26 protein-coding genes are annotated in these 23111 nt (G+C 68.1%); 13 read left to right on the top strand and 13 right to left on the bottom strand.

The window, feature by feature from the left end:
• Nucleotides 1–3: 3 nt before the first annotated feature.
• The 10 genes from B0W80_RS09310 to B0W80_RS09265 all read right to left on the bottom strand — a co-directional run bounded on the left by B0W80_RS09310 (nt 4) and on the right by B0W80_RS09265 (nt 11249).
• A complete protein-coding gene (locus tag B0W80_RS09310; protein ID WP_076998841.1) occupies nt 4–639 on the bottom strand; it encodes a DJ-1/PfpI family protein in 636 nt (211 codons plus the stop codon).
• A 255-nt stretch (nt 640–894) separates the two neighbouring features.
• The gene (locus B0W80_RS09305) at nt 895–1668 is read right to left on the bottom strand and encodes an ABC transporter permease (protein ID WP_076998840.1); all 774 of its coding nucleotides are present in this window, start codon (nt 1666–1668) and stop codon (nt 895–897) included.
• A complete protein-coding gene (locus B0W80_RS09300; protein WP_076998839.1) occupies nt 1665–2471 on the bottom strand; it encodes an ABC transporter ATP-binding protein in 807 nt (268 codons plus the stop codon). The genes B0W80_RS09305 and B0W80_RS09300 overlap by 4 nt, the downstream gene beginning before the upstream one ends.
• A complete protein-coding gene (locus B0W80_RS09295; protein ID WP_373038468.1) occupies nt 2468–3490 on the bottom strand; it encodes an ABC transporter substrate-binding protein in 1023 nt (340 codons plus the stop codon). The genes B0W80_RS09300 and B0W80_RS09295 overlap by 4 nt, the downstream gene beginning before the upstream one ends.
• 125 nt (nt 3491–3615) lie before the next feature.
• The gene (locus tag B0W80_RS09290) at nt 3616–4821 is read right to left on the bottom strand and encodes a 2Fe-2S iron-sulfur cluster-binding protein (RefSeq protein ID WP_076998837.1); all 1206 of its coding nucleotides are present in this window, start codon (nt 4819–4821) and stop codon (nt 3616–3618) included.
• Nucleotides 4818–5657: a xanthine dehydrogenase family protein subunit M gene (locus B0W80_RS09285; RefSeq protein ID WP_076998836.1), complete on the bottom strand. Its 840-nt coding sequence runs from the start codon at nt 5655–5657 to the stop codon at nt 4818–4820. Before B0W80_RS09285 ends, B0W80_RS09290 begins: the two co-directional genes overlap by 4 nt.
• Nucleotides 5658–5667: 10 nt before the next feature.
• Entirely contained in the window at nt 5668–8046 is a 2379-nt protein-coding gene (locus B0W80_RS09280; RefSeq protein ID WP_076998892.1) for a xanthine dehydrogenase family protein molybdopterin-binding subunit, read from the bottom strand.
• 17 nt (nt 8047–8063) lie between these two features.
• Entirely contained in the window at nt 8064–9551 is a 1488-nt protein-coding gene (locus B0W80_RS09275; protein WP_076998835.1) for a TRAP transporter large permease subunit, read from the bottom strand.
• The gene (locus B0W80_RS09270; protein WP_256856524.1) at nt 9548–10108 is read right to left on the bottom strand and encodes a TRAP transporter small permease subunit; all 561 of its coding nucleotides are present in this window, start codon (nt 10106–10108) and stop codon (nt 9548–9550) included. The genes B0W80_RS09275 and B0W80_RS09270 overlap by 4 nt, the downstream gene beginning before the upstream one ends.
• A 46-nt stretch (nt 10109–10154) precedes the next feature.
• Nucleotides 10155–11249, bottom strand: a complete 1095-nt coding sequence (locus B0W80_RS09265) for a TRAP transporter substrate-binding protein (protein ID WP_076998834.1) — start codon at nt 11247–11249, stop codon at nt 10155–10157.
• 291 nt (nt 11250–11540) lie between these two features.
• Here B0W80_RS09265 and B0W80_RS09260 point away from each other — a divergent pair, with 291 nt between their 5' ends.
• Genes B0W80_RS09260 through B0W80_RS09245 form a run of 4 tightly spaced genes read left to right on the top strand, consistent with a single transcriptional unit; the run spans nt 11541 to nt 14995 of the window.
• A complete protein-coding gene (locus B0W80_RS09260; protein WP_076998833.1) occupies nt 11541–11846 on the top strand; it encodes a non-heme iron oxygenase ferredoxin subunit in 306 nt (101 codons plus the stop codon).
• 10 nt (nt 11847–11856) lie between these two features.
• Nucleotides 11857–13140: an NAD(P)/FAD-dependent oxidoreductase gene (locus B0W80_RS09255; protein WP_076998890.1), complete on the top strand. Its 1284-nt coding sequence runs from the start codon at nt 11857–11859 to the stop codon at nt 13138–13140.
• 36 nt (nt 13141–13176) lie between these two features.
• Nucleotides 13177–14466 (top strand): aromatic ring-hydroxylating dioxygenase subunit alpha, encoded by a 1290-nt coding sequence (locus tag B0W80_RS09250; RefSeq protein WP_076998832.1) that lies wholly within the window; start codon nt 13177–13179, stop codon nt 14464–14466.
• Between the two features lie 4 nt (nt 14467–14470).
• Complete coding sequence (locus tag B0W80_RS09245; protein ID WP_076998831.1) at nt 14471–14995, top strand: nuclear transport factor 2 family protein; 525 nt, start codon at nt 14471–14473, stop codon at nt 14993–14995.
• An 11-nt stretch (nt 14996–15006) separates the two neighbouring features.
• Here the strand turns inward: B0W80_RS09245 and B0W80_RS09240 are convergent, their stop codons facing one another.
• Complete coding sequence (locus B0W80_RS09240; RefSeq protein ID WP_076998830.1) at nt 15007–15504, bottom strand: MarR family winged helix-turn-helix transcriptional regulator; 498 nt, start codon at nt 15502–15504, stop codon at nt 15007–15009.
• An 83-nt stretch (nt 15505–15587) separates the two neighbouring features.
• Between B0W80_RS09240 and B0W80_RS09235 the strand changes: the two genes are divergently transcribed.
• From B0W80_RS09235 to B0W80_RS09205, 7 genes are all read left to right on the top strand, one after another.
• Nucleotides 15588–16328, top strand: coding sequence for a pirin family protein (locus B0W80_RS09235; RefSeq protein ID WP_076998829.1), 741 nt, complete (start codon nt 15588–15590; stop codon nt 16326–16328).
• Between the two features lie 40 nt (nt 16329–16368).
• Nucleotides 16369–17343: an amidohydrolase family protein gene (locus tag B0W80_RS09230; protein ID WP_076998828.1), complete on the top strand. Its 975-nt coding sequence runs from the start codon at nt 16369–16371 to the stop codon at nt 17341–17343.
• A gap of 37 nt (nt 17344–17380) precedes the next feature.
• The gene (locus B0W80_RS09225; RefSeq protein ID WP_076998827.1) at nt 17381–18136 is read left to right on the top strand and encodes an Asp/Glu racemase; all 756 of its coding nucleotides are present in this window, start codon (nt 17381–17383) and stop codon (nt 18134–18136) included.
• Between the two features lie 11 nt (nt 18137–18147).
• A complete protein-coding gene (locus B0W80_RS09220) occupies nt 18148–18957 on the top strand; it encodes an alpha/beta fold hydrolase (RefSeq protein ID WP_076998826.1) in 810 nt (269 codons plus the stop codon).
• Nucleotides 18958–18978: 21 nt separating this feature from the next.
• Nucleotides 18979–20034, top strand: a complete 1056-nt coding sequence (locus B0W80_RS09215; protein WP_076998825.1) for a 2,5-dihydroxypyridine 5,6-dioxygenase — start codon at nt 18979–18981, stop codon at nt 20032–20034.
• Complete coding sequence (locus tag B0W80_RS09210; protein WP_076998824.1) at nt 20024–20659, top strand: isochorismatase family protein; 636 nt, start codon at nt 20024–20026, stop codon at nt 20657–20659. The genes B0W80_RS09215 and B0W80_RS09210 overlap by 11 nt, the downstream gene beginning before the upstream one ends.
• Before the next feature lie 112 nt (nt 20660–20771).
• Nucleotides 20772–21224, top strand: a complete 453-nt coding sequence (locus B0W80_RS09205) for a response regulator transcription factor (protein ID WP_076998823.1) — start codon at nt 20772–20774, stop codon at nt 21222–21224.
• 9 nt (nt 21225–21233) lie between these two features.
• Here B0W80_RS09205 and B0W80_RS09200 read toward each other — a convergent pair whose 3' ends face one another.
• Together B0W80_RS09200 and B0W80_RS35395 are read right to left on the bottom strand one after the other, a co-directional pair.
• Nucleotides 21234–21614 (bottom strand): hypothetical protein, encoded by a 381-nt coding sequence (locus B0W80_RS09200; protein WP_076998822.1) that lies wholly within the window; start codon nt 21612–21614, stop codon nt 21234–21236.
• Nucleotides 21615–21622: 8 nt separating this feature from the next.
• Entirely contained in the window at nt 21623–21787 is a 165-nt protein-coding gene (locus tag B0W80_RS35395) for a hypothetical protein (protein ID WP_179106865.1), read from the bottom strand.
• Between the two features lie 374 nt (nt 21788–22161).
• On the opposite strand from B0W80_RS35395, the gene B0W80_RS09195 reads away from it, so the two are divergent.
• The gene (locus B0W80_RS09195) at nt 22162–22437 is read left to right on the top strand and encodes a hypothetical protein (RefSeq protein ID WP_143684538.1); all 276 of its coding nucleotides are present in this window, start codon (nt 22162–22164) and stop codon (nt 22435–22437) included.
• Between the two features lie 286 nt (nt 22438–22723).
• Complete coding sequence (locus B0W80_RS09190) at nt 22724–23098, top strand: helicase SNF2 (RefSeq protein WP_076998820.1); 375 nt, start codon at nt 22724–22726, stop codon at nt 23096–23098.
• The last annotated feature ends 13 nt before the right edge of the window (nt 23099–23111 follow it).

Below are 23111 nucleotides of genomic sequence, written 5' to 3'. Positions count from 1 at the left end.
GCGCTAGGACAAACCCTCGCCCGCCTGGAGCGTGGGCAGGCGCGCCTTGTTGGCTTCCCAGGCCGCGCCGTATTCGATGATCCGCGCCACCTCGGCGGCCTGCGCGGCGCCGATGCGCGTGGCGATGACGTGCAGCATCGCGTCGATGCACAGGCTCACGCCGCCGCCGGTGAGCACCGTGCCGTTGTCCACCATGAGCGCGTGGCGGGTGTCGATGCGGGGGTGGTCGCGCGCGAGCAGCGAGAGCGGCGAGACCTCTGGCGGGCGCACCTCGCGCTTGGTGGTCGCGCTGCGGCCGTCGAGCAGACCGGCCTTCGCCAGCAGCATGGCGCCGGTGCAGATGGAGACCAGCAGCGTGCCGTCGCCCCGGCGGCGCAGGAACTCGCGAATGGCGGGGTCTTCGCTCGCCTGCACCCAGCCGGGCCCGCCGGGCACGATGAGCACGTCGAACGGGGGGCAGTCAGCGAAGCCGAAGTCAGGCACGACGCGCAGGCCGTTCGACATGCGCTGCAAGGCGGTGTCGGCGGCGACCGTGAGGTACTCGAGTTCGGGCACCACGCGCTTGGCCATCGAGACCACGCCGATCGCGGCCAGGTCGATGGGCTCCACGCCGTCGTACAGCAGAAAGGCAAACTTCATCGTGTGCTCCAGGGAATGACGCTCGGGTGAGCGTATGGGGCAACACTTTAGTCAGAAGTTGTCTGTTGAGCAACTATTGGGTTGATGACGGGTTTGGAGGGGGTGGGCTGTGGGTGCGCCCGGTGCCCTCACCCCTGCCCTCTCCCAGAGGGAGAGGGAGAGGGAGTAAGGCATGTTGCCCCCTCTTGCCGAGAGGTGGAGGAAGCCTCTTGTCCCCTGTTCCTCTGGGAGAGGGCTAGGGTGAGGGCATCGCGCCTACGCCATCGCCTCTTGCGGCCGCCAGGGCGTGAGCCTCCGCTCCGCCCAGGCCAGTCCGCCGTACAGCGCGATCCCCAGCAGCGCCAACACGATCACCGCCGCGAACACGCGCGTGGTGTCGAAGGTGCCCTGCGCGCTGAGAATCACGTAGCCCAGCCCACGCTGCGACGCCACGAATTCCCCGACGATCGCACCGACGAGCGCCAGCGAGATCGCAACTTTCATGCCGGTCAGGATCGACGGCAGAGCACAAGGCAGGCGCACCTTCAGGAAGAAGTCCAGCGTCGACCCCTTCAACACGCGCCCCAGGTCCAGTACGTCCTGCGGCACCGAACGCAGCCCGTGCACCGCGTCGACGATGACGGCGAACACCGCGATCAGGAAGGCGATGGCGATCTTGGGCTCCGAGCCCGTGCCCAGCCAGATCACGAACAGCGGCGCGATCGCGACCTTGGGCACGCTGTTCAGCGCCACGATCAGCGGATAGATCGAGTGTTCGAACCAGCGCGAACCCACCAGCATCATGGCCAGGCCCACGCCCACCACCACCGCAAGCACGAAGCCGCCCAGCGTCGTGGCCAGCGTGTACCAGGCATGGTCGAGATACCAGCGCCATTCCTGCGACAGCTCCAGCAGCACCGCGCTCGGCGGCGGCAGCGTGATGGGCCGCACGTGCAGCAACCGCACCAGCGCCTCCCAGAGCACGAGGAAGAGCAGCATCGTGAACAAACCCAGGCCCCACTGGCGGCCCTTCTGCTTGAGCGTCTTCATGCCGCCATCTCCTCCCGGACTTCGCCGGGGTCTTCGTTGATCAGACCCATCTCGTGGAAGAGCTTGCGGATGCGCGCGGTGTAAGCGCCGAACTGCGCCGTCTCGCGCACCGAGAGCTTGCGCGGGCGCGGCAGGTTGACTTCGATGATGTCGGCGATGCGGCCGGGCCGCGGCGAGAACACCACCACCCGGTCGGCCAGGAACACCGCTTCCGCGATGCCGTGGGTGACGAACATCACCGTGTTGCGCGTCTCCAGCCAGATGCGCTGCAGTTCGACGTTCATCTGGTCGCGCGTGAGCGCATCGAGGGCGCCGAAGGGCTCGTCCATCAGCAGCAGGCTGGGCTGGTCGATCAGCGCGCGGCAGATGGCGGCACGCTGGCGCATGCCGCCCGAGAGTTCGCGCGGATAGCGGTCGCCGAACTCGGTGAGGCCGGTGAGCTTGAGCAGGTCGGCCATCGCCTGGCGGTAGGCCGCCACCGGCTTGCCGGCGAATTCGATGGGCAACATGATGTTGCGCTCGATGCTGCGCCATTCGAGCAGCGCATCGCGCTGGAAGACCATGCCCACGTGGTCGGGCGGGCCGGCCACCGCCCGGTCGTCCACGCGCAGGTCGCCGCCGCTGATGGTTTCGAGCCCGGCCACGCAACGCAGAAAGGTGCTCTTGCCGCAGCCGCTCGGGCCGAGGATGCTGACGAACTCGCCGGGCTTGATGTCCAGCGAAATGCCGTCGAGCGCCGTGAGCGCGCGGTCGCCTTCGTACACCTTGCGCACGCCGCGGGCGTGGATGGCGGCGGCCGTCATTTCGCGCTCGCCGCGTTCAGGGCCACGGGGCGCACGAGGCCGGGCACGAAGAAGTCGTTGCCGTCCTTGATCGACTTCAGCAGGCCGGCGTCGGTGAGCGTCTTCACCGCCGTGCTCCAGTCCGCGGCCACGGGCGCGCCCAAGGGCTGACCGGCCGGTGCAGGCAGCTGGAAGAAGCCGCGCAGCGCATCGATCTGGCCGCGCAGCACTTTCTTGTCGAGCTTGGCCTGCGGGCGCTGGGCGACGATGGCCTCGACCGCTTCGTCCTCGTGGCCGTCGTAGACGTACTGCCACGAGGCCGCGACCACGCTCGCAAACTTGGCGATGGCCTCGCGCTTCGATGCCAGCTTGGCCTCGGACGCGAACAGGCCGAAGCTCGGCATGTTGAGGTTGTAGTCGGCGAAGCGCACGGCTTCGGAAGGCCGCGTCTGCGACACCACCGGAAGGAAGAAGGGAATGGTCGAGAACGCAGCATCGGCCCGGCCCGCGGCATAGGTCGCGGCCTTGCCGGCGGCGTCGACGTTGACGAGTTCGATGTCGCTCTTCTTCAGCCCGCCCGCGGCGAGGAAGGCATCGACGAAGGGCGCTTCGAGCGAGCCGGCGGTGTAGGCCACCTTCTTGCCCTTGAGATCCTTCGGCCCCTTGATGCCGCCGCCCGCCGGCACGAGCATGCCGACGTCGCTGAGCCGCGCGAACACGGCCACGCCCTTGACGGGCAGGCCCTTGTCGCGCGCGATCATCATCGATGCGAGCGCCGCATGGCCGACGTCGAACTGGTCGCCGCCACCGACGATCTGCACGGTGGTGACCGAGCCGTTGCCGTCCTCCATCTGCACGTCGAGGCCGGCGGCGTTGAACCAGCCCTTCTGCTGCGCGAGGTGCATCGCGCCGTGCACGCCCCAGGGCGTCCAGTCGAGGCGCACCTTGAGTTTTTCGGGTGCCTGCGCGGCCGCGCCGGCGGCCATGGCGAAGGCGACACAGCCGGCGAGCGCGCGGCCGATGAGCTTGAGTTTGGGAATCGATGAAAACATGGCGAGGACCTCCGGACGAGTGGACAACAAGGCAAAGCTCCGCCATCGGCGCGAGCGGCATGCTCGCGCCGTGGAAGAACGGATGGGTGGATACGCGGGTGTCGGTTGTTTCGTCAGTCGCCGGCACCGAACAGGCGCCGGATCCGCGACCACAAGACGCTCCAGCCCAGGCTGAAGGCGTTGAGCCGTGCCGGCGGCAGCGGCGCATCGGGCGAGCGCGCGGGATCCATGCGCAGCGCCACGTTCTTGCCGAACTCCTGGATCAGGCGCCCGACGAAATCCTTGACCAGGCCCGAACGCGAGAACTGTGCCAGCGGGCCCTGCAGCGAATAGAGCAGGTCGACCTCGACGCGCGTCTCGCCGGGCGACACCTCGACCAGGCGGTAGGCCACGTCGCCGTTGGCGCGCGACTGGCTCAGCGTGTCCTGGCCCGCGCCCTTGAGCACGGCGGAGCGCGCAGCGTCGTCGCGCTCCAGCCGCGCGGCGCCGTTGAAGCTGGCGGACATGGGACCGAACTTGATGGCGACGCGGCCCTTCACGCGGTCGCCCGTGTGCTCGGTCAGTTCGGCGCCGGGCAGGCAGCCCGCCACGGCGGGCAAATCGGCCATGAAGCGCCAGACCTCGTCGGCCGCGAAGGGCACGCTGAAGCGGCCCTGGATGCGCGTGCCCTTGTCGCTTGCAGAGCCCTGTGCTTGCGCCGGTTCGTCGCGCGGCGCAGCGACAGGCGCTGCCGTGCCGGTATCGGTGGCTTCGAAGGTGGCGAACGGCGCACTCGCTGCAAGCGGCACAGGCGCCGATTCGCCACGCGCCGCACGCAGCGCCTGCCGCAGGGCCGTGATCTCCGGATGCGCGTCGCCGCCGCACTGCTGCAGCACGTCGCGGATGGCCGCCACGATGCCCATGTAGCCCGTGCAACGGCACAGGTTGCCCGACAGTTCGAGCCTGATCTTCGGCTCGTCGGCATCGGGAAAGCGCAGCACGATGTCGCGCGAAGTCGCCAGCATGCCGGGCGTGCAGAAGCCGCATTGCAGCGCGTGGTGGCGCGAGAAGGCGGGCCGCAGCAGCGCCATCACCGGATCGGCGTCGTAGCCCTCGACCGTGGTGACCTTGCGGCCGTCGCAGGCCACGGCGAAAGCGATGCAAGAGCGCACCGGCTGGTCGTCGACCAGCACGGTGCAGGCGCCGCACACGCCGTGCTCGCAGCCCAGGTGGGTGCCGGTGAGCCGGCCTTCGTCACGGATGAAGTCGCCGAGGTGCGTGCGGGCGGAGATGTCGCGGCGCACGGGACGGCCGTTGAGTTCGATGGCGATGGTGTTCATTCGGCATGCTCCGGCATGAAGATCCGGCCGAGGCAGCGCTCGACGGCGGCGACCAGCAGCTTGCGGTCGATGGCGTCCTTGCCCGGCGCGATGGCCATGACCGCGGCCTCGACCGCGGCGCGGTGCGGCTTCTCGCCGTTGCGCGCGACCTGCGCCGCCAACTGCGGCAGGGCCTGCGGCGCGCCGTCGAGCGCGCCGACGACGATGCGCGCCAGCTTGCGCTCGGCGTCGAAGAGCGCGGCGCAGCTGGCCTCGGCGAACTCGCCGGTCTTGCGGCAGAACTTGAAGTAGGCCCAGCGTGCCGAGGCGCCGAGCCTGGGCACCCACAGGGCAGCGATCAGCTCGCCCTCGGCCAGCGCGGTGGTGTAGGCGCCCTGCATGAAGCGGTCGGCCGCGATGCGGCGCGTGCCGGCGTGCGAGGCGATCTCGATCTCGGCGCCCAGGGCCGAGGCGGTCAGCACCCAGTCGGCGGCGGGGTCGGCATGCGCGAGGCTGCCGCCGACGGTGCCGCGGTTGCGGATGGCGCGGTAGGCGATGCCGCCGGCCACCTGCTGCATCGGCGTGCCGCGAAGCAGCGGATGTACGCCGTCCTCGATCTCGGCGTGCGTGACGGCGGCGCCGACGCGAATCCAGGCGCCTTCTTCGCGCACCTGGCGCAGCTCGGGCAACGCCGCGACGTCGATCACCTGCTTCGGGCGCGTCAGCCGCAGGTTGAGCATCGGGCCCATCGATTGGCCGCCGCCGATGGGCTTGGCCTGGCCTTCGCCCTCAGCGAGGAGGCGCAGCGCTTCGGCCAGCGATGCGGGGCGGCGGTATTCGAAGTTCGCAGCTTTCATCGATTCGCCCTCACGCGACTTTCCTGTGCTCGCCGAGCTTCGCGGCCTCGATCGCCTCGAGCAGGCGGCGCGGCGTGAGCGGCGTGTGCGCGACCTCGGCGCCCAGCGGACGCAGCGCGTCGTTGACCGCGTTGAAGATCGCGGCGGGCGGTGCGATGGCACCGCCCTCGCCCATGCCCTTGGCGCCGAACTCGGTGTGCGGCGAAGGCGTCTCGAAATGGTGGATGCGCAGGTTCGGCACCTCGGTGGCGCCGGGCAGCATGTAGTCGGCCAGCGTCGATGCGAGCGGCTGGCCGTTGCGGTCGTAAGGCGTCTCTTCGTAGAGCGCGGTGCCGATGCCCTGCGCCACGCCGCCGTAGGTCTGGCCCTCGACCACCATCGGGTTGATCATGGTGCCGCAGTCTTCGACGATCACGTAGTCGAGGATGTCGACGTGACCCGTGTCCGGGTCGACCGCGACAGTGACCGCGTGGCTCGCATAGGTGAAGGCGCCGGTGTCGACCTTGGGCTTGAAGCCCATCGTCACTTCGAGGCCCGAGGCATCGACGTCGGCCGGCAGGCGGTCGGGGCGCAGGTACCAGGCTTGCGCCACCTCCGAGATCGGTACGCTGCCGGCGGGGCCGACGATGCGGCCGGCTTCGATCCGGACCTGAGCGGTTGCCACTCCCAACAGGTGCGCCCCGATGTGCATGAGCCGCGGCGCCAGCGCCTTGCACGCACGCGACACTGCGCCGCCCGACATCACCAGCGAACGCGAGGCATAGGTGCCGGTGGAAAACGGCGTGAGCCCGGTGTCGCCGTGCACGAGCTTGATGCTGCCGATGTCGACGCCCAGGATCTCGTGGGCGATCTGCGCGAAGGTGGTTTCCATGCCCTGGCCGTGCGAATGCACGCCGACACGGATCTCCAGGCCGCCGTCGGGCGTCATTCGCACGTTGGCGGAATCGAAGCCCGGGATGACCGGCGTGCCCCAGGTCGCGAAGACCGAGGTGCCGTGCGCCGATTGCTCGGTGTAGGTGGCGAAGCCGATGCCGATCAGGCGGCCGTCGGGCTCGGTGGCGCGCTGGCGTCGGCGCACGGCGTCGAAGTCGATCATCTCGCGCGCCTTCTGAAGGCTGGCCGGGTAGTCGCCGCTGTCGAGGTGCTTGTTGGCGACGTTGACGTGCGGCATGGCCGACGCCGGCACCAGGTTTTCGAGCCGCACTTCCCACGGCTCGCGGCCGACGGCGCGGGCGATGGCGTCGATGGTGAGTTCCATCGCGAAGCACACGCCGGTTCGCGCCACCCCACGGTAAGGCACGAAGCCCGGTTTGTTGGTGGCCACGCATTCGGTGACGCAGCGGTAGCCTCGAAACGCGTAGGGCCCGGGCAGGTTGCCCACGGCCTGGCCCGGCTCGAGGCCGATGGTGAAAGGCCAGACCGAGTACGCGCCGCCGTCGATGGTGATGCGCGCGTCGAGCGCCAGCAGCTTGCCGCGCGCGTCGGCATAGGCCGTCATCTCGTAGTGGTGCTCGCGCGTGTTGGCGCCGGCGATCAAGTGCTCACGCCGATCCTCGATGTAGCGGAAGGGCTTGCGATGGGTCTTGGCCAGCCAGGCCACGCACAGCTCTTCCTGCTGCAGCACGCACTTGTAGCCGAAGGCACCGCCGACGTCGGGCGAAATGACGCGCACGCGGCCCTGCTCCAGGCCGAGGCACTGCGCGATGACGGTGCGGATCATGTGCGGCACCTGCGTGGCGCTGACCACCACGAGCTGATCGGCCTGGTGGTCCCAGTAGGCCAGCACGGCCTTGCCTTCCATCGGCACCATGCATTGGCGCGACAGGTCGACGGAGCGGCGCACCACCAGCGCGGCCTGCTTGGCGTGGAGATCGAAATCCTTGTCGGCGCCGAGCGTGACGAAGGTGTTGTCGCGCCAGTGCGCGTGAATGAGCTCGGCGCCGGCTGCGCGCGCGCTGGTGGCATCGGCGTGGACCGGCAGCTCGTCGAAGTCGACCTCGACCTGCTCGGCCAGGTCTTCGGCCTCGGCGCGCGTGGGTGCGAAGCACATGGCCACCGGCTCGCCGACGAAGCGCACCTTGCCCGCGGCCAGCGGCGGCTGGGCCGAGGCCTGGTAGGTGGGCAGCGTGGAGTCGGCCACGATGTCGAGCACGTCGGTCATGTTCTCGCGCAGCGCCACACGGTCGGCACCCTGCGTCGGCAGGCGGGCGCCGACGATGCGCGCATGGGCCAGCGGGCTGCGCAGGAAGGCGACTTCGCTGAGCTCGGGCATGCTCATGTCGGCCACGAAGCGGCCGCGGCCGTGCAGGTGGCGTTCGTCTTCCTTGCGCAGCACGCGCGCGCCCACGCCCTGGCCGGCGCGTGCCTCGTGGTGGTTGTCGTTGCTCATGGTGTGGCTCGGTTCGTTCACTTGGGTTCGGGCGCGAACAGTCGGGACGGGTCGTCGCGCTCGGCACCGGAGCCCGCCGCATCGCCTTCGCGCGGCTGCACGTCGATGCGGATCTTGTCGACGTCGACCACCTTCTCCTTGTCGAGGAAGGCGGTCACCGTCTCGGGCACGAAGATCACGATCGCCACCAGCAGCAGTTGCATCGCGACCCAGGGGATGGCGCCCAGGTAGATGTCGCGCGACTCGACCTTGCGCGGCAGGGTTCCGTTCTTCGCCAGCGTATCGGAGATGCCGCGCAGGTAGAACAGCGAGAACCCGAAGGGCGGATGCATGAAGCTGGTCTGCATGTTCACGCAGATCAGCACGCCGAACCACACCAGGTCGATGCCCAGCTTGGCCGCCACCGGCGCCAAGAGCGGCAGGATGATGAAGGCGATCTCGAAGAAGTCGAGGAAGAAGGCCAGGAAGAAGATGAAGATGTTGACCGCGATCAGGAAGCCGAGCTGGCCGCCGGGCAGCGCCGACAGCATGTGCTCGATCCACAGGCCGCCGTTGACGCCCTGGAACACCAGCGAGAAGGCGCGCGAGCCGATGAGGATGAACACCACCATCGCCGTCATGCGCATGGTCGAGCCCATGGCGTTGTTCAGCAGCGTCCAGCTCAGCCGGCGGTGCATGGCGGCCAGCGCGAAGGCGCCGAGCGCGCCCATGGCGCCGGCCTCGGTGGGCGTGGCGATCGCGTGGTCGATGAAAGGCAGGCCGCCCATCGAGCCCAGCACTGCGAAGATCAGGATGGCAGATGGCAGGATGCCGCGCAGGCACTTGCGCCACAGCGCCCAGCCGTGCAGCGTGCGCGCTTCCTTGGGCACGCCCGGCACGTCTTGCGGGCGGATGCGCGACAAGAGGAAGGTGTAGAGCGCGAACAGCAGCACCTGCAGGATCGCCGGGCCCCAGGCGCCCTTGTACATGTCGCCGACCGAGCGGCCGAGCTGGTCGGCCAGCACCACGAGCACCAGCGAAGGCGGCACCAGCTGCGTGATGGTGCCGGAGGCCGCCAGCACGCCGGTGGCATAGCGCATGTTGTAGCCGTAGCGCATCATCACCGGCAGCGAGATCATCGCCATCGCGATCACCTGGCCGGCCACGGTGCCGGTGATGGCGCCCAGGATGAAGCCCACGATGATGACCGAGTAGCCCAGGCCGCCGCGCACCGGGCCGAAGAGCTGGCCCATGGAGTCGAGCATGTCCTCGGCCAGGCCACAGCGCTCGAGGATGCAGCCCATCAGCGTGAAGAAGGGAATGGCCAGCAGCAGGTCGTTCGACAGGATGCCGAACACGTTGAGCGGCAGCGCCGCCATGAACCCGGCCGGGAACCAGCCCATGAAGATCGCGATGCCGCCGCAGGCCACGCCCAGCGCGGCCAGCGAGAAGGCGACCGGAAAGCCCAGGAGCAGGATCGCCACCAGGCCGGCGAACATCATCGGCGCGAAGGTCTCCATGCTCATTGCACGGGCCTTTCGTAGTGGGTGTCCATGCGCAGACGTCCGCGCAGCCAGAGCACACGCTTGCAGACCTCGGCCGCGCCCTGCAGCACGAGCAGCGCGAAACCCAGCGGCAGCGTGAGCATGGCGGGCCAGCGCACCAGGCCGCCGGCGTTGGAAGACGACTCGCCTGAACGCACCATCTCCACCAGCAGCGGCCACGACAGCCAGGCCAGCAAGCCCATGATCGGCAGCAGGAAGAAGACCAGGCCGAACAGGTCCATCAAGACCTGGCGGCGCGCCTTCCAGCCGCCGTAGAACACGTCGACGCGCACGTGTTCGTTGAGCCGCAGCACCTGCGCGGCGCCGAACATCACGCCGACGGCGAAGAGATACCACTGGATCTCGAGCCAGGCGTTGGAGCTGTAGCCCACGGCGTAGCGGATGATGGCGTTGCCGCCGCTGATCACGCAGGCCGCGAGCAGCGCCCACTTGGCGAGCGCGCCGAAGAAATCGTTCACGCGATCGATGGCGCGCACCCAGGCGTAGGGCTGCCCCGTGTCGGGGGTCATGGGGTTCATGTGGGGTCGTCTTCTGCGGAGCGCTGCGGCATCGCCGGGCCTGGGCTTACTGCGCCTTGGTGACGGCGGCGAAGGTGTAGCTGTCGAGCTCCGCCTCGGCCACGCGGAACCAGCTGGCCTGGTCGCGGCGCCACTTCACCCACTGCGGCAGCACGGCCTTGAAGTCGGGGTTCTTGTCGGCGAGCTCGGTGAAGAGCTCCGACGAAGCCTTGAAGGCCGCGTCCATCACCGGCTTCGGGAAGTACGCGAGCTTGGCGCCCTGCCCGATCAGCTTCTTGAGCGCCTCGGGGTTGCGCGCGTCGTAGTCGGCCAGCATCTTCATCGTCTGCTCGTTGGCCGCGCATTCGAAGGCTGCCTTGTAGGCCGGCGGCAGCTTGTTCCACGCCTCGCTGTTGACCATGGCGGTGATGGAGGCACTGCCTTCCCACCAGCCGGGCGTGTAGTAGTTCTGTGCCACCTTGTGCAGGCCCAGCTTGGCGTCGTCGTAGGGGCCGATCCATTCGGCCGCGTCGATGGTGCCCTTCTCGAGCGCGGGGTAGATGTCGGCCGCCGCGATCTGCTGCGGCACCGCACCCATCTTCGACATCACCATGCCGCCGATGCCGCCGATGCGGATCTTCAGGCCGTCGAGGTCGGCCACCGTCTTGATCTGCTTGCGATACCAGCCGCCCATCTGCACGCCGACGTTGCCGCAGACGAAGTTGACGATGTTGTATTTCTTGTAGAGCTCGCGCATGGCCTGCATGCCGCCGCCGTATTGCATCCAGGCGTTGTGCTGGCGCGCGTTGAGGCCGAAGGGCAGGCCAGTGTCGAAGGCGACGGCCGTGTTCTTGCCGATGAAGGCGGAGGCCAGCACGTGGTTGACCTCGACGGTGCCGTTGCTGATGGCTTCCATGTTCTGAGCCGGCGGCACCAGTTCGCCGCCGGCAAAGGGGCGAATCTCGAACTTGCCGTCGGTGAGCTCGCCGACGCGCTTGCACATCTGCTCGGCCGAGCCGTACATGGTGTCCAGGCTCTTGGGCCAGCTGGTCGACATGCGCCACTTCACGCTCGGCGACGACGACTGCGCCAGTGCGGGTGCGGCAACGGTGGCGAGGCCCGCGAGGGCACCCGATCTTTCCAGGAAACGGCGACGCTGCATCGAATCTCTCCTCGGTGGGGTTGGCTAAGAATATAGTCAGTATGCTGACCATATTCTTCAGTGTCAACGCAAATCGATTAGGAAAATCCCCGATCCTTGAATCCTGGGCGATGACGCCCTGACGAGGGGCAAATTCGGCAGATTCTCATAGGCAAATCACCAGGTTGGTGCGAATTTTCAAGCCTTGCACCCGCATGGTTCGCATCCAGAAAAACCCGTAGTCAGTTTGCAATTTATGATCAGTACACTGACAATAACCGCTCAGTACACGTTTCACAAAAGGACTGCCCCATGCCCTGGACCCGCATCGCCGACGCGAACCAGCTGCAAGACGACGAAGTCGTGCCCATCACGCTCGGCAGCGCCCAATTCGCGCTGTTCAAGAGCGCGGGCGAATTCCACCTGACCGACAACGTCTGCACCCACCAGTACGCCCTGCTCTCCGACGGCTACGTGGAAGACGGCTGCGTGGAATGCCCGCTGCACCAGGCGCGCTTCGACCTGCGCACGGGCGCGGCGATGTGCGCGCCCGCCACGCAGCCGATCCGCGTGTATCCCGTGCGCATCGAAGGCGCCGACGTGTTGGCGGATGTCTGAGATGGCCACGATGGCTGAGTCCGACCCCATCCTGATCGTCGGCGCCGGCCAGGCCGGTGCGACCGCCGCGGCCGCGTTGCGCAGCGGCGGCTTCGCTGGCCGCATCGTCATGGTGGGCCGCGAGGCGCCGCTGCCTTACGAGCGGCCGCCGCTGTCGAAGGCGGTGCTGTCGGATGCGGCGATGGACGATCGCATCGGCATTCATCCCGCCGGATTCCACGGCGAGCAATCGATCGAGCTTCGACTGGGCGCTGACGTGGTGGCCATCGACGCGAAAACGTCGGTGGCGCGCCTGGACGACGGCAGCACCTTGCCCTTCAGCCGCTGCCTGCTGGCCACGGGCGGCCATGCGCGCGCCCTGCCCGGCCTGCCGGCGGGCACGCCGGGCATGCACCTGATCCGCACGCTGGCCGATGCGCAGGGTTTGCGCGAGGCGATGGCGCGGCATGGCTCGATGGTGGTGCTGGGCGCCGGATTCCTCGGCCTGGAGGTGGCCTCCACCGCGCGCGCCATGGGCATCGGCGTCACGGTGCTCGAAAGCGCGCCGCGCGTGCTGCCGCGCGCGGTGCCGCCAGCCTTTTCCGATTGGCTGCAGCAGCGCGTGCGCGACGCCGGCGTCGACCTGCGGCTCGACACGCGATGCGGCTCGGTCGCGCCGGTGCCGGACGGCATCGCGCTCGGGCTGGAAGACGGCAGCCGCATACAGACGCCGCTGCTCGTCGTCGCGATCGGCCAGTCGCCCGAGGTGGCGTTGGCCCGCGACAGCGGCCTCGCGCTGCACCCGGGCAACGGCGGCATCCGCATCGACGCGCAATGCCGCACCAGTGCGCCGAACGTGTTCGCTGCCGGCGATTGCACGAGCCAGCATCAGCCGCATGCCGGCTTGGAGATGCGGCTCGAGTCGTGGCAGAGCGCGAACGAGCAGGCCCGCATCGCGGCGGCCGCGATGCTCGGCATCGACGCCGCGCCCGCCGCCACGCCGTGGTTCTGGACCGACCAGTTCGGCTGCAACGTGCAGATGATGGGCCTGCCCGCCGAGGGCCTGGCCTATCGCTGGCGCGGCGATCCCGCGGCTGCGGCCGCAATGCCGAAGCTGCTGATGTTGGGCACCAATGCGGACGGCCGCCTGCGCCATGCGATCGCCGTCAACGCCGGCGGCGACCTGCGCCAACTGCGCCCGTTGTTCGACGCAGCCGTGCCGATCGACGCCGCGCGCCTGTGCGACCTCTCCGTGCCGCTGCGGCAAGGCGTGCGCGACGCGCTGGCCGCGAAGCCGGCCCTGCTTCCCATCTGACCTGACCTCTCTCACCCACCTGACCGGAGCACCTCCATGTACAGCACCCACGCGGTCATCAACCGCACGCCCCGCGCCAAGGACGCCGAGCTGGCCGCATGCCGCTGGCCCGAGGACGCCTTGCACTTCATCCCCGACTGGGTCTACACCAGCGAGCCGGTGTACGAGCGCGAGATGGAGCGCATCTTCCGCGGCCGCACCTGGAACTACGTCGCGCTCGAAGCCGAGATTCCCAACACCGGCGACTTCAAGCGCTCCTACGTGGGCGCGACGCCGGTGGTGGTGGCGCGCGCGGCCGACGGCTCGATCAGCGTCTTCGAGAACCGCTGCGCGCACCGCGGCGCGGAGTTCTGCCGCCACGGCCAGGGCAACACGAGCGAGTTCGTCTGCCCGTACCACCAGTGGTCCTACGACCTCAAGGGCAACTTGCAGGGCGTGCCCTTCAAGCGCGGCGTGAACCGCGAGGGCGGCATGCCGAAGGACTTCAAGAACGAGGACCACGGCCTGGTCAAGCTGCACGTGACCACGCGCCACGGCGTGATCTTCGCGTCGTACTCGAACGAGGTGGAGGCCATCGACGAATACCTGACGCCCGAGATCCTGAAGGACTTCGACGTGGTGTTCCCGGGCAAGAAGCTCAAGGTGCTGGGCTACTACAAGAACGAGCTGCCCTGCAACTGGAAGATGTACCACGAGAACCTGAAGGACCCGTACCACGCGACGCTGCTGCATTCCTTCCTGGTGGTCTTCGGCCTGCTGGTGGCGGGCAACAAGGCGGCGATGATCGCCGACCCCGTGCATGGCCGCCACGGCACCATGGCCTCGGCCAAGACCGAGGACAAGTACGCCGAGGTCAGCGCCGAGAACAAGAAGGAGATGCGGTCGTTCCACGAAGGCATGCGGCTGCAGGACGACCGCTTCCTCGACTTCGTGAAGGAGTTCGATTCGCCCTGGTCGGTGACCATGCAGACCGTGTGGCCCAACCTGGTGGTGCAACGCGAGATGAACACGCTCGGCGTGCGCCAGATCGTGCCCAACGGCCCCAACAGCATGCTGATGCTGTGGACGATGTTCGGCTACGAGGACGACACCGAGGAGATGACGCAGCACCGCCTGCGCCAGGGCAACCTGATGGGCCCGGCCGGCTTCCTGGGCCTGGAAGACAACGAGGCGATGAAGTTCGTGCAGGAAGGCGTGCGCCGCTCCAGCACCGACCGCAACGTGCTCAAGCTCGACTCGGGCCACGTGGGCACGTCGAATTCGCTGATCTCGGAAGCGGCGATTCGCGCGATGTACAGCCATTACCGCGACGTGATGGGGTTCTGAGGCCATGAAGACGAGCACTCACAACCTCTATCGCAAGCAGCGCATCGCACCTGCGCGCGCGCTCGCGCTGCGCCAGGAAGTCGAGGCCTTCAACGCCGAGTACTGCGCCGTGCTCGACGCCGGCCTGGTCGAGGACTGGCCCGCCTTCTTCACCGAGAACGGCCTCTACCGCATCACGGCGCGCGAGAACGCCGAACTCGGCATGCCGGTCGGGCTGGTGTATGCGCAAGGCCGCGGGATGATGCACGACCGCGCGGTGGCGATCGCGCGCACGCAGATGTTCGCGCCTCGCTACAACCTGCACCTGGTCACCAACACGCGGGTGACGGCGGAGACGGAAACCGGGGGCATCGAGGCGCAGGCCAACTTCCTGCTGCTGCAGACGCTGGTGGAAGGGCCGAGCACCATCCACATGGCCGGCACCTACCACGACCGCTTCGCACGCGTGGACGGCGCGCTGCTGCTCGAGGAGCGGCAGGCGATCTACGACACCACGATCATCGCGAACGACCTGGTGTATCCGTTGTGATCAGCAGAAGGTCAGAAGGTGCGCAGCACCGTGCGGCTGTACTGGTTGTTGGCTTCGACCAGGATGCGCATCAGGTCCATCAGCATGGTGCGCTCGGCGGGCCGCAGCGGCTCGAGCAGGCGCTCCTGCGCGCGGGCCATGCCGCCGCGCAGCGACTCCACCACCTTCTCGCCGTCTTCGGTCAAACGGACGTGGCGCGTGCGCTTGTCGGCCGGGTTCGCACTGCGCGTGACCAGGCCGCGTTCTTCGAGGCGCTTGACCACGTCGGCCGTGGTCGTGCGGTCGAGCCCCACTTCCTGGCCCAGCGAGGTCTGGTCGAGGTCGGGCAGCACCGACACCGCCGTGAGGATGCCGTACTGCACCGGCGTGACGTTCTGCGTCTTGCACTCCTCGAAGAAGAGCGCGTAGTGGATCTGGTGAAGGCGCCGGATCAGGAAGCCCGGCCGTGCGAACAGCAGTTCCTTGGCCGGATCGACGGTGGTCATCTCGATGGGCAGCTCCGGTTCCATCTCTCCCTTGCGCGCTGCTCGAACCTGCTTCGATGCCACCTCGACCCCTATTTGTTAGCACACTGAACATTCTAGCGACGGCCATGTCATCAGCAGTTCGTCGTCCCGAGCGGACGATCCCCGAAAGCCGCGTTCGGCGCGCCCATCAGCGCGGCGTGCAGGAGACCGATTGGCTGGTCGCACGCTTCAGCTTCTCGTTCGGCGACTACCACGATCCGAACCACACGCACTGGGGCTCGCTGCGCGCGCTCAACGAAGACTGGGTGGCGCCGGGACGCGGCTTCGCATGGCATGGCCATCGCGACATCGAGGCGATCACGTTGCCCATCCAGGGCCGCATCCACCACACCGACAACCTCGGCAACGACTACGTGTTCGGCCCCGGCGAAGTGATGCGCATGAGCGCCGGCAGCGGCATCGCGCATGCGGAGATGAACGCATCGGACGCCGAGGCCGAGCGCCACCTGCAGATCTGGCTGTACCCACGCCGGCGCGGCACGGCGCCCGAGTGCGAGCTGGTGCGCATCGATGCGCAGAACAAGCGCGACCGCTGGTGCGTGATCGCCTCGCCGGACGGGCGCGAAGGATCGCTCTCGGTGCAGCAGGAAGCCCTGATCTTCTCGACCTGCCTGAGCCTCGGCGCCTCGCTGCCCTGCCCGCTCGCACCGCACCGCCTGGGCTACCTGCACGTGGTGTCGGGCGAGCTGGACGTCGACGGCGCGCTGCGCCTCGGCCCCGGCGATGCATTGCGCTTCACGCACGAGACACCGCCGCTCGTCACCGCTGCAGCGCCCGACACCGAAGCGCTGCTGTTCGACCTCTGACCCCACACCCCCGACTCCCATCTCTCACCCTGGAGCATTCATGACAACAAGGATTCGCAAGATCGCGCTGGAGGAGCACTACATGGCGCCCGGCTTCGAGCGCTATTCAAAGGCTTTCCTGCAGCACATCGCCCCCGCGGTGCAAGCGGAGCTGGCACGCCGGCTCGGCGACTTCGATGAGCTGCGCCTGGCCGAGATGGACAAGGCCGGCATCGACGTGACGGTGCTGTCGCAGACCGGCCCGAGCGTGCAGGCCGAGACCAACCTGGCCGACGCCATCGGCCTGGCGCGGCAGAACAACGACTACCTGGCCGCGCAAGTGGCGCGCCATCCCACGCGCTTCGCCGGCTTCGCGACCTTGCCCATGCAGGACCCGAAGGCCGCGGCCGACGAACTGGAGCGCGCTGTGACGCAGCTCGGCTTCAAGGGCGCGCTGGTCAACGGCCACACGCAGGGCCGCTACTACGACGAACCCGGCTACGACGCGTTCTGGGAACGGATGCAGGCGCTCGACGTGCCGCTGTACCTGCACCCCATCGACATGCCCTCGATTCCGCCGGCCTTCGCCGGCCATCCCGAGCTGCACGGCGCGGCCTGGGGCTGGGGCGTGGAGACGGCTACGCATGCGCTGCGCCTGCTCTTCGGCGGCGTGTTCGACCGCTTTCCGAAGCTGCACCTGATCCTCGGCCACATGGGAGAAGGCCTGCCCTTCCTGCGCTGGCGCTTCGACAGCCGCTTCGCCGCCTATCCGCACGGCGTGAAGCTGCAGCGAGCGCCTTCCGAATACATCGGCAGCAACATCGTGATCACCACCTCGGGCGTCTGCTCCAGCCCTGCGCTGGTGGCGTCCATCGAGGAGATGGGCGCCGAGGCGGTGATGTTCTCGGTCGACTACCCCTACGAATCGACCGCGATCGCAGCCGACTTCATCGAGCAGGCCCCGCTCGACGAAGCCACGCGCGCGCTGGTGTGCCACGGCAATGCCGAACGTTTGCTCAAGCTGAAGCCGCTCTGAGCGCGGCCATCGACTTCATCCACGCTGGAGACCCTCAATGCCCCAAATGAATTTCCGCATCGGCCAGATCGTGCCGAGCTCGAACACCACCATGGAGACCGAGATCCCGGCCATGCTCGCGGCCCGGCAGCTCGTGCGCCCGGAGCGCTTCACCTTCCATTCGAGCCGCATGCGCATGAAGACGGTGAAGAAGGAAGAGCTGGCCGCGATGGACGCCGAGTCCGACCGCTGCGCCGTCGAGCTCAGCGACGCACGCGTCGACGTGCTGGGCTACGCCTGCCTGGTCGCGATCATGTCGATGGGCCTGGGCTACCACCGCGCCTCCGAGCAGCGCCTGCGCGCGCGCACCGAAGAGAACGGCGGCAACGCGCCGGTGGTGACCAGCGCCGGCGCGCTGGTCGATGCGCTCAAGGTCATCGGCGCAAAGCGCATCGCGCTGGTCGCGCCCTACATGAAGCCGCTGACCCAGACGGTGGTCGACTACATCCGCCACGAAGGCTACGACGTGGTCGACTGGCGCGCGCTCGAGATCCCCGACAACCTGGAGGTGGGCCGCCACGACCCGGCGCGGCTGCCGGGCATCGTGGCCGGCATGAACACGCGCGACGTCGATGCGATCGTGCTGTCGGCCTGCGTGCAGATGCCATCGCTGCCGTCCATCGCGAAGGTCGAAGCGATGACGGGCAAGCCAGTGGTCACGGCTGCCGTCGCCACCACCTACGCGATGCTCAAGGCATTGGACCTGGAGCCGATCGTGCCGGGCGCGGGCGCTCTGCTGTCGGGCGCGTACTGAGGAGCGCGGCGATGAGCAACTTCCTCTATGGCGCCAATGTCCGCGCCAACGGCATTCGGCAGCACTACCTGCGCTATGGCGGGCGCGGACGGCCCGTCGTCGTCGTGCCGGGCATCACGAGCCCGGCCGTGACCTGGGGCTTCGTCGCGGAACGCCTCGGTGCGCACGTCGACACCTACGTGCTCGACGTGCGGGGGCGCGGGCTTTCCGAATCCTCGGACACGCTCGACTACGGACTCGATGCGCTCGCCGCCGACGTCAACGCCTTCGCAGCATCGCTGGGCCTCGAAGGCTATGTGCTCGTGGGCCATTCGATGGGCGCACGCATCGGCATCCGCGCGGCGCGGCAGAAGCCGGCCGGCCTCGAACGTCTCGTGCTCATCGACCCGCCCGTCTCCGGCCCCGGTCGACGTGCGTACCCGGCCAAGCTGGACTGGTACATCGACTCGATCCGCCTGATGCGCGACGGCGCCGGCATGGAAGCGCTGCGGCCCTTCTCGCCGACCTGGACCGACGAGCAACTGCGCCTGCGCGCCGAATGGCTGCACACCTGCGACGAGCGCGCGATCGTGACGACCTACCAAGGCTTCCACGACGACGACGTGCATGCCGACCTGCCGCACGTGGCGGTGCCCACCCTGCTGATCGCCGCCGGGCGCGGCGACGTCATCCGGCCCGACGACCTGGCCGAGCTGCGCACGCTGCTGCCTGCGATGCAGGTGACGACCGTGGCCAACGCGGGCCACATGATTCCGTGGGACGACGAGGCCGGCTTCTACCGGGCCTTCGGCGACTTCCTCGGCACGCCGATCGCCGACTGAATCCTTGGAAAGGACAAGCACATGCCCGTCAGTGACCATCAGCTGATCGGCGCCTGGAAGCAGGTGCTGACGCTCTCGAAGCTGGAGCCCGGCCAGACCGTGACCGTGCTCACCAGCGCCGCCACGCATCCGCAGACCTTGTCGTGCGCGCTCGTCGCGGCGCAGGACCTGGGTGCGATCGTCAACCGGCTCGACCTGCCGCCCGTGAACGCAGAGAAGGCCCTGAGCCGCGACAGCCTGGCTTATCTCGGCAGCACGCCGCTGACCGGCAACCCGGCCGCCATCGCCATGCTGAAGGCCAGCGACCTGGTGCTGGACCTGATGACGCTGCTGTTCTCGCCCGAACAGCACGAGGTGCTGGCCACCGGCACGAAGATCCTGCTGGCGGTGGAGCCGCCCGAGGTGCTGGTGCGCATGGTGCCGAACGAGGGCGACCGCACGCGCGTCAAGCGCGCTGCCGAACACATCGTGCGCTCGCGCGAGATGCACGTGGTGTCGGAGGCCGGCACCGACCTGCGCTGCCCGCTCGGCCAGTTTCCGGCCATCAGCGAATACGGCTTCGTCGACGAACCCGGCCGATGGGATCACTGGCCCAGCGGCTTCGCGCTGACCTTTCCGGACGAGGGCGGCGCGAGCGGCCGCATCGTGATCGACCGCGGCGACATCCTGCTGCCGCAGAAGTCCTATGTGGGCGAGCCCATCGTGCTCACGGTCGAGAAGGGTTACGCGACGAAGATCGAAGGCGGGCTCGATGCCGAACTGCTGAGCGACTACATGGCCTCGTTTCGCGACCCCGAGGCATACGCCATCTCGCACATCGGCTGGGGCCTGCAGCCCCGGGCGCGCTGGTCGACGCTGGGCCTGTACGACCGCGAGGCCTCGATCGGCATGGACGCGCGGGCCTACGAAGGCAACTTCTTGTTCTCGCTCGGCCCGAACAACGAGGCCGGCGGCAGCCGCACCACGGCCTGCCACATCGACATCCCGCTGCGCCGCTGCACGGTGCGGCTGGACGGCGAGGACATGGTGCGCGAAGGCCGCGTGCTGGATGAGGAAGGGGCGCGCCATGCACGCTGAACTGGGCACCTACGAACGCCAGGGCTTCGGCGCGACGCTGCCGCTGCACGGGCCCTACGGCCTGCTGATCGTCGACTTCGTCAACGGCTTCGCCGACCCGCAGGTCTTCGGCGGCGGCAACATCCCCGACGCCATCGCGGCCACCGTGCCGCTGCTGGCTGCGGCACGCGAGCGCGGCTGGGCCATCGCGCACAGCCGCATCGTCTACGCCGAGGACGATGCCGACCACAACATCTTCTCGATCAAGGTGCCGGGCATGTTGGGCCTCAAGGAGCACGTGCCCGCCAGCGCCATCGTGCCCGCGCTCGCGCCGCGCGCCGGCGAGCTGGTGGTGCGCAAGACCGTGCCCTCGGCCTTCTTCGGCACCTCGCTGGCCGCCTGGCTCGCGCAGCGCGGCGTGCAGACCCTGCTGGTGGCGGGCGCCGTCACCAGCGGCTGCGTGCGGGCGAGCGTGGTCGACGCCATGTCCTGGGGCTTCCGGCCGCTGGTCGTGTCCGACTGCGTGGGCGACCGGGCCTTGGCACCGCACGAGGCGAACCTCTTCGACATGCAGCAGAAGTACGCCGCGGTCATGCCTCGCGACGAGGCCTTGCGAACCACCGGCACGCCGGCCGCTGCGGCCTGAAGCTGTGGGCATCCGATTGCGGCGCGCTCCTACACCGGAGGCGCCGCCGCTCGCCAATGCTTCTCGTCGGCCGACCGAACGTTGACTAAATGACTAATCAAGAGGAGCTTTCATGACCGACGCAGACGCAGCGTGTTCTTCCGATTCGTGCTGCAGCCTGCGCGTTCTCGTGGTGGAGGACGACCCTGAAGTCCTCGAGGCCTCCCTGGATGCGTTGGAACTGCTCGGCCACTGGGCGACCGGTGTGCGCAGCGCGGAAAGCGCGCTCGATCGCTTCATGGAAGGGGCTTTCGACGTGCTGATGGCGGATGTAGGCCTGCCCGCGCTGTCCGGCCTCGAACTGGCGGACAAGCTCCAGGCCAGATGTGCGACGCTACCCATCGTCTTCGCGACGGCGACGCCCGCACCCTGCCGCACGCTGCCGGGCACTTTCTGGCTCAGCAAGCCCTTCGGCATCGAGCAGCTCGGCGTGACGCTGAAGCAGGCCGGACGCATGCGCGTGCCGTCAGGCGCTGGCTCTGCCCCGCCTTCCGCCGCCGTGGCCGAGCTCCCGCTGCGGCAGTAAGCCGAGGATTCAGCCCCGCTGGCAGTGGGCGTAGGCCAGCGCCAGGTAGTCCGCCTGCTTGCGCAATCCCTCGAGCTGCTGCAGCGTGCTTCCGCGTACCGGGTCTTTGGGGTCGAAGCGCACGTCGCCGTCGGCCATCAGGATGAAGTGCGTCTTGCCGCCACTGCCGCCATTTGCGCCCTGTCCGCCTTGCGCCATCGGGTTGACATAACCGCAGGCCGTTCCGGTTCGCTTGTCATAGACCACGCCGGAGAAATGCACAGCCGCCGGATCGGCCAACCGGCTCTTCACGCGCGACTCCACCTGCCAGACCGGCCAATAGAACCACCAGGCAGCGATCAAGCCGACGAAGGCGGCAATGCTGGCGATCAGGCAGACAAGAACTCTCATGGCGCCTCCTAGTCAGGTTGCACGAACTGCATGGCGAAGCGGCCCAGGGCCGTCAGCTCCGTCACCGTGGCCGATCCAGAGCGGCCCGGCGGTGCCGAAAACGTCGCCTTGACCCAGCCGCCATCCTTCAGGATGCGCAAAGCCTCGATGTCTTCCACGGCAGTGAACACCATCGGCAAAGGCCCCTTCGCAATCCGCTGCAGCGCGCTATACGACGACAAGCGCGCCTCCACGCACGGGCAGGCAATTCGTATCCAGTGACGTCTCGGAACGTGAATGCATGTAGCTAATTGTAATTACGTGTAGTACTTACTGGCTACTGTTTCTTGTGCCGCTTTTCACGGATATCAGCCGTCGTGAAGTCTTTTGTGGGACTTTTCCGATCGTTTTGCTTCTAGACAGTAGTCAAAAGCATGAACAATTTGTGAAAGCGGTCCGTATATCCGGGGGACTGCCGTCGTCACAGCAGGCGCCTTTGTGTAGTCTTGCTCTGCAGGACGCGGCGCCGAGAGCACTACAGCTCCACTGTTGCGAAATGGAGGCAACCATGCAGGACCCGGTGACGGCTATCGATACATCGTTCGATCGATGGACTCAGCTGTCGGACGCCTTCGAGCAGCACCTCGCGCACATGAAGCAGGGCGACGAACGCGCCCGCGTCGAGGCGCTTCGGCTGGCGCGCGAACTCGACGCCCTCACCCGCCGCATCAGCCGCGAGCTCGATGCGAGCAAGCAGCAAACGGCTCAGGCATCGCCGCAATCTCAGCCTTCTCAGCCTTCTCAGCCATCCCAGCCGTTTCTGCCGACGCGGCCCGGCATCTGAGCTCTTCAGCCGAGCCGATCCTCCTGCCCATCTCCTGACGGCATGCCGCACGCTTGCGGCGGCAGCATCGCAGCCCGATTGTTTCCGCGACGAAAACGCCGCGGTTCCGAACACCCCGGGTTACTACCTAGCTTTTGCGCGCAAACTTCATCCCACAGAGCAGCCAACCACTGTTCTGAGTGAACAGGGCACCGAGCGAGGTGGCCGCCTCGACCAACGAAGGCGACGACCCCACCCAAGACCGGTTCGGAATCAAGCCAATTGCCAAACTGCCAAGGAAACTGAAATGAACACCTCGAAGATCATCGCCGCTGCCGCCGTCTCCCTCCTCGCCGCTTTCGGCGCCCAGGCGGAAACCTACGAAGGCGTGCATGCGCCCGTGTCGGCCAACGCACGCGCCGACGTGCGCTCGCAAGCCGTCGTGGCGGCTCGCAGCGAGAACCCGTATGCCGAAGGCGTCTCGTCCCGCGTCGCGCCGGCGCTCGTCGCGTCGACCGACCGCGCTTCGGTCCGCAACGAGGCCGTGGCCGCCGCACACAGTGCGGACCGCTTTGCCGATGGCTATGGCCAAGGCGTCACCACGCTGAACAGCACCATCGACCGCGCCACGGTGCGCGCCGAAGCCCGCGCCGCCGCCCGCGGCCAGCAACTCGCGCTGTAAGCACGCGACGCGC

The organism is Variovorax sp. KK3, assembly GCF_001984055.1.
GTDB lineage: Bacteria > Pseudomonadota > Gammaproteobacteria > Burkholderiales > Burkholderiaceae_C > Variovorax.
Note: the sequence above shows the minus strand (reverse complement) of the source record. Positions and strands in the feature narration are given on the sequence as shown.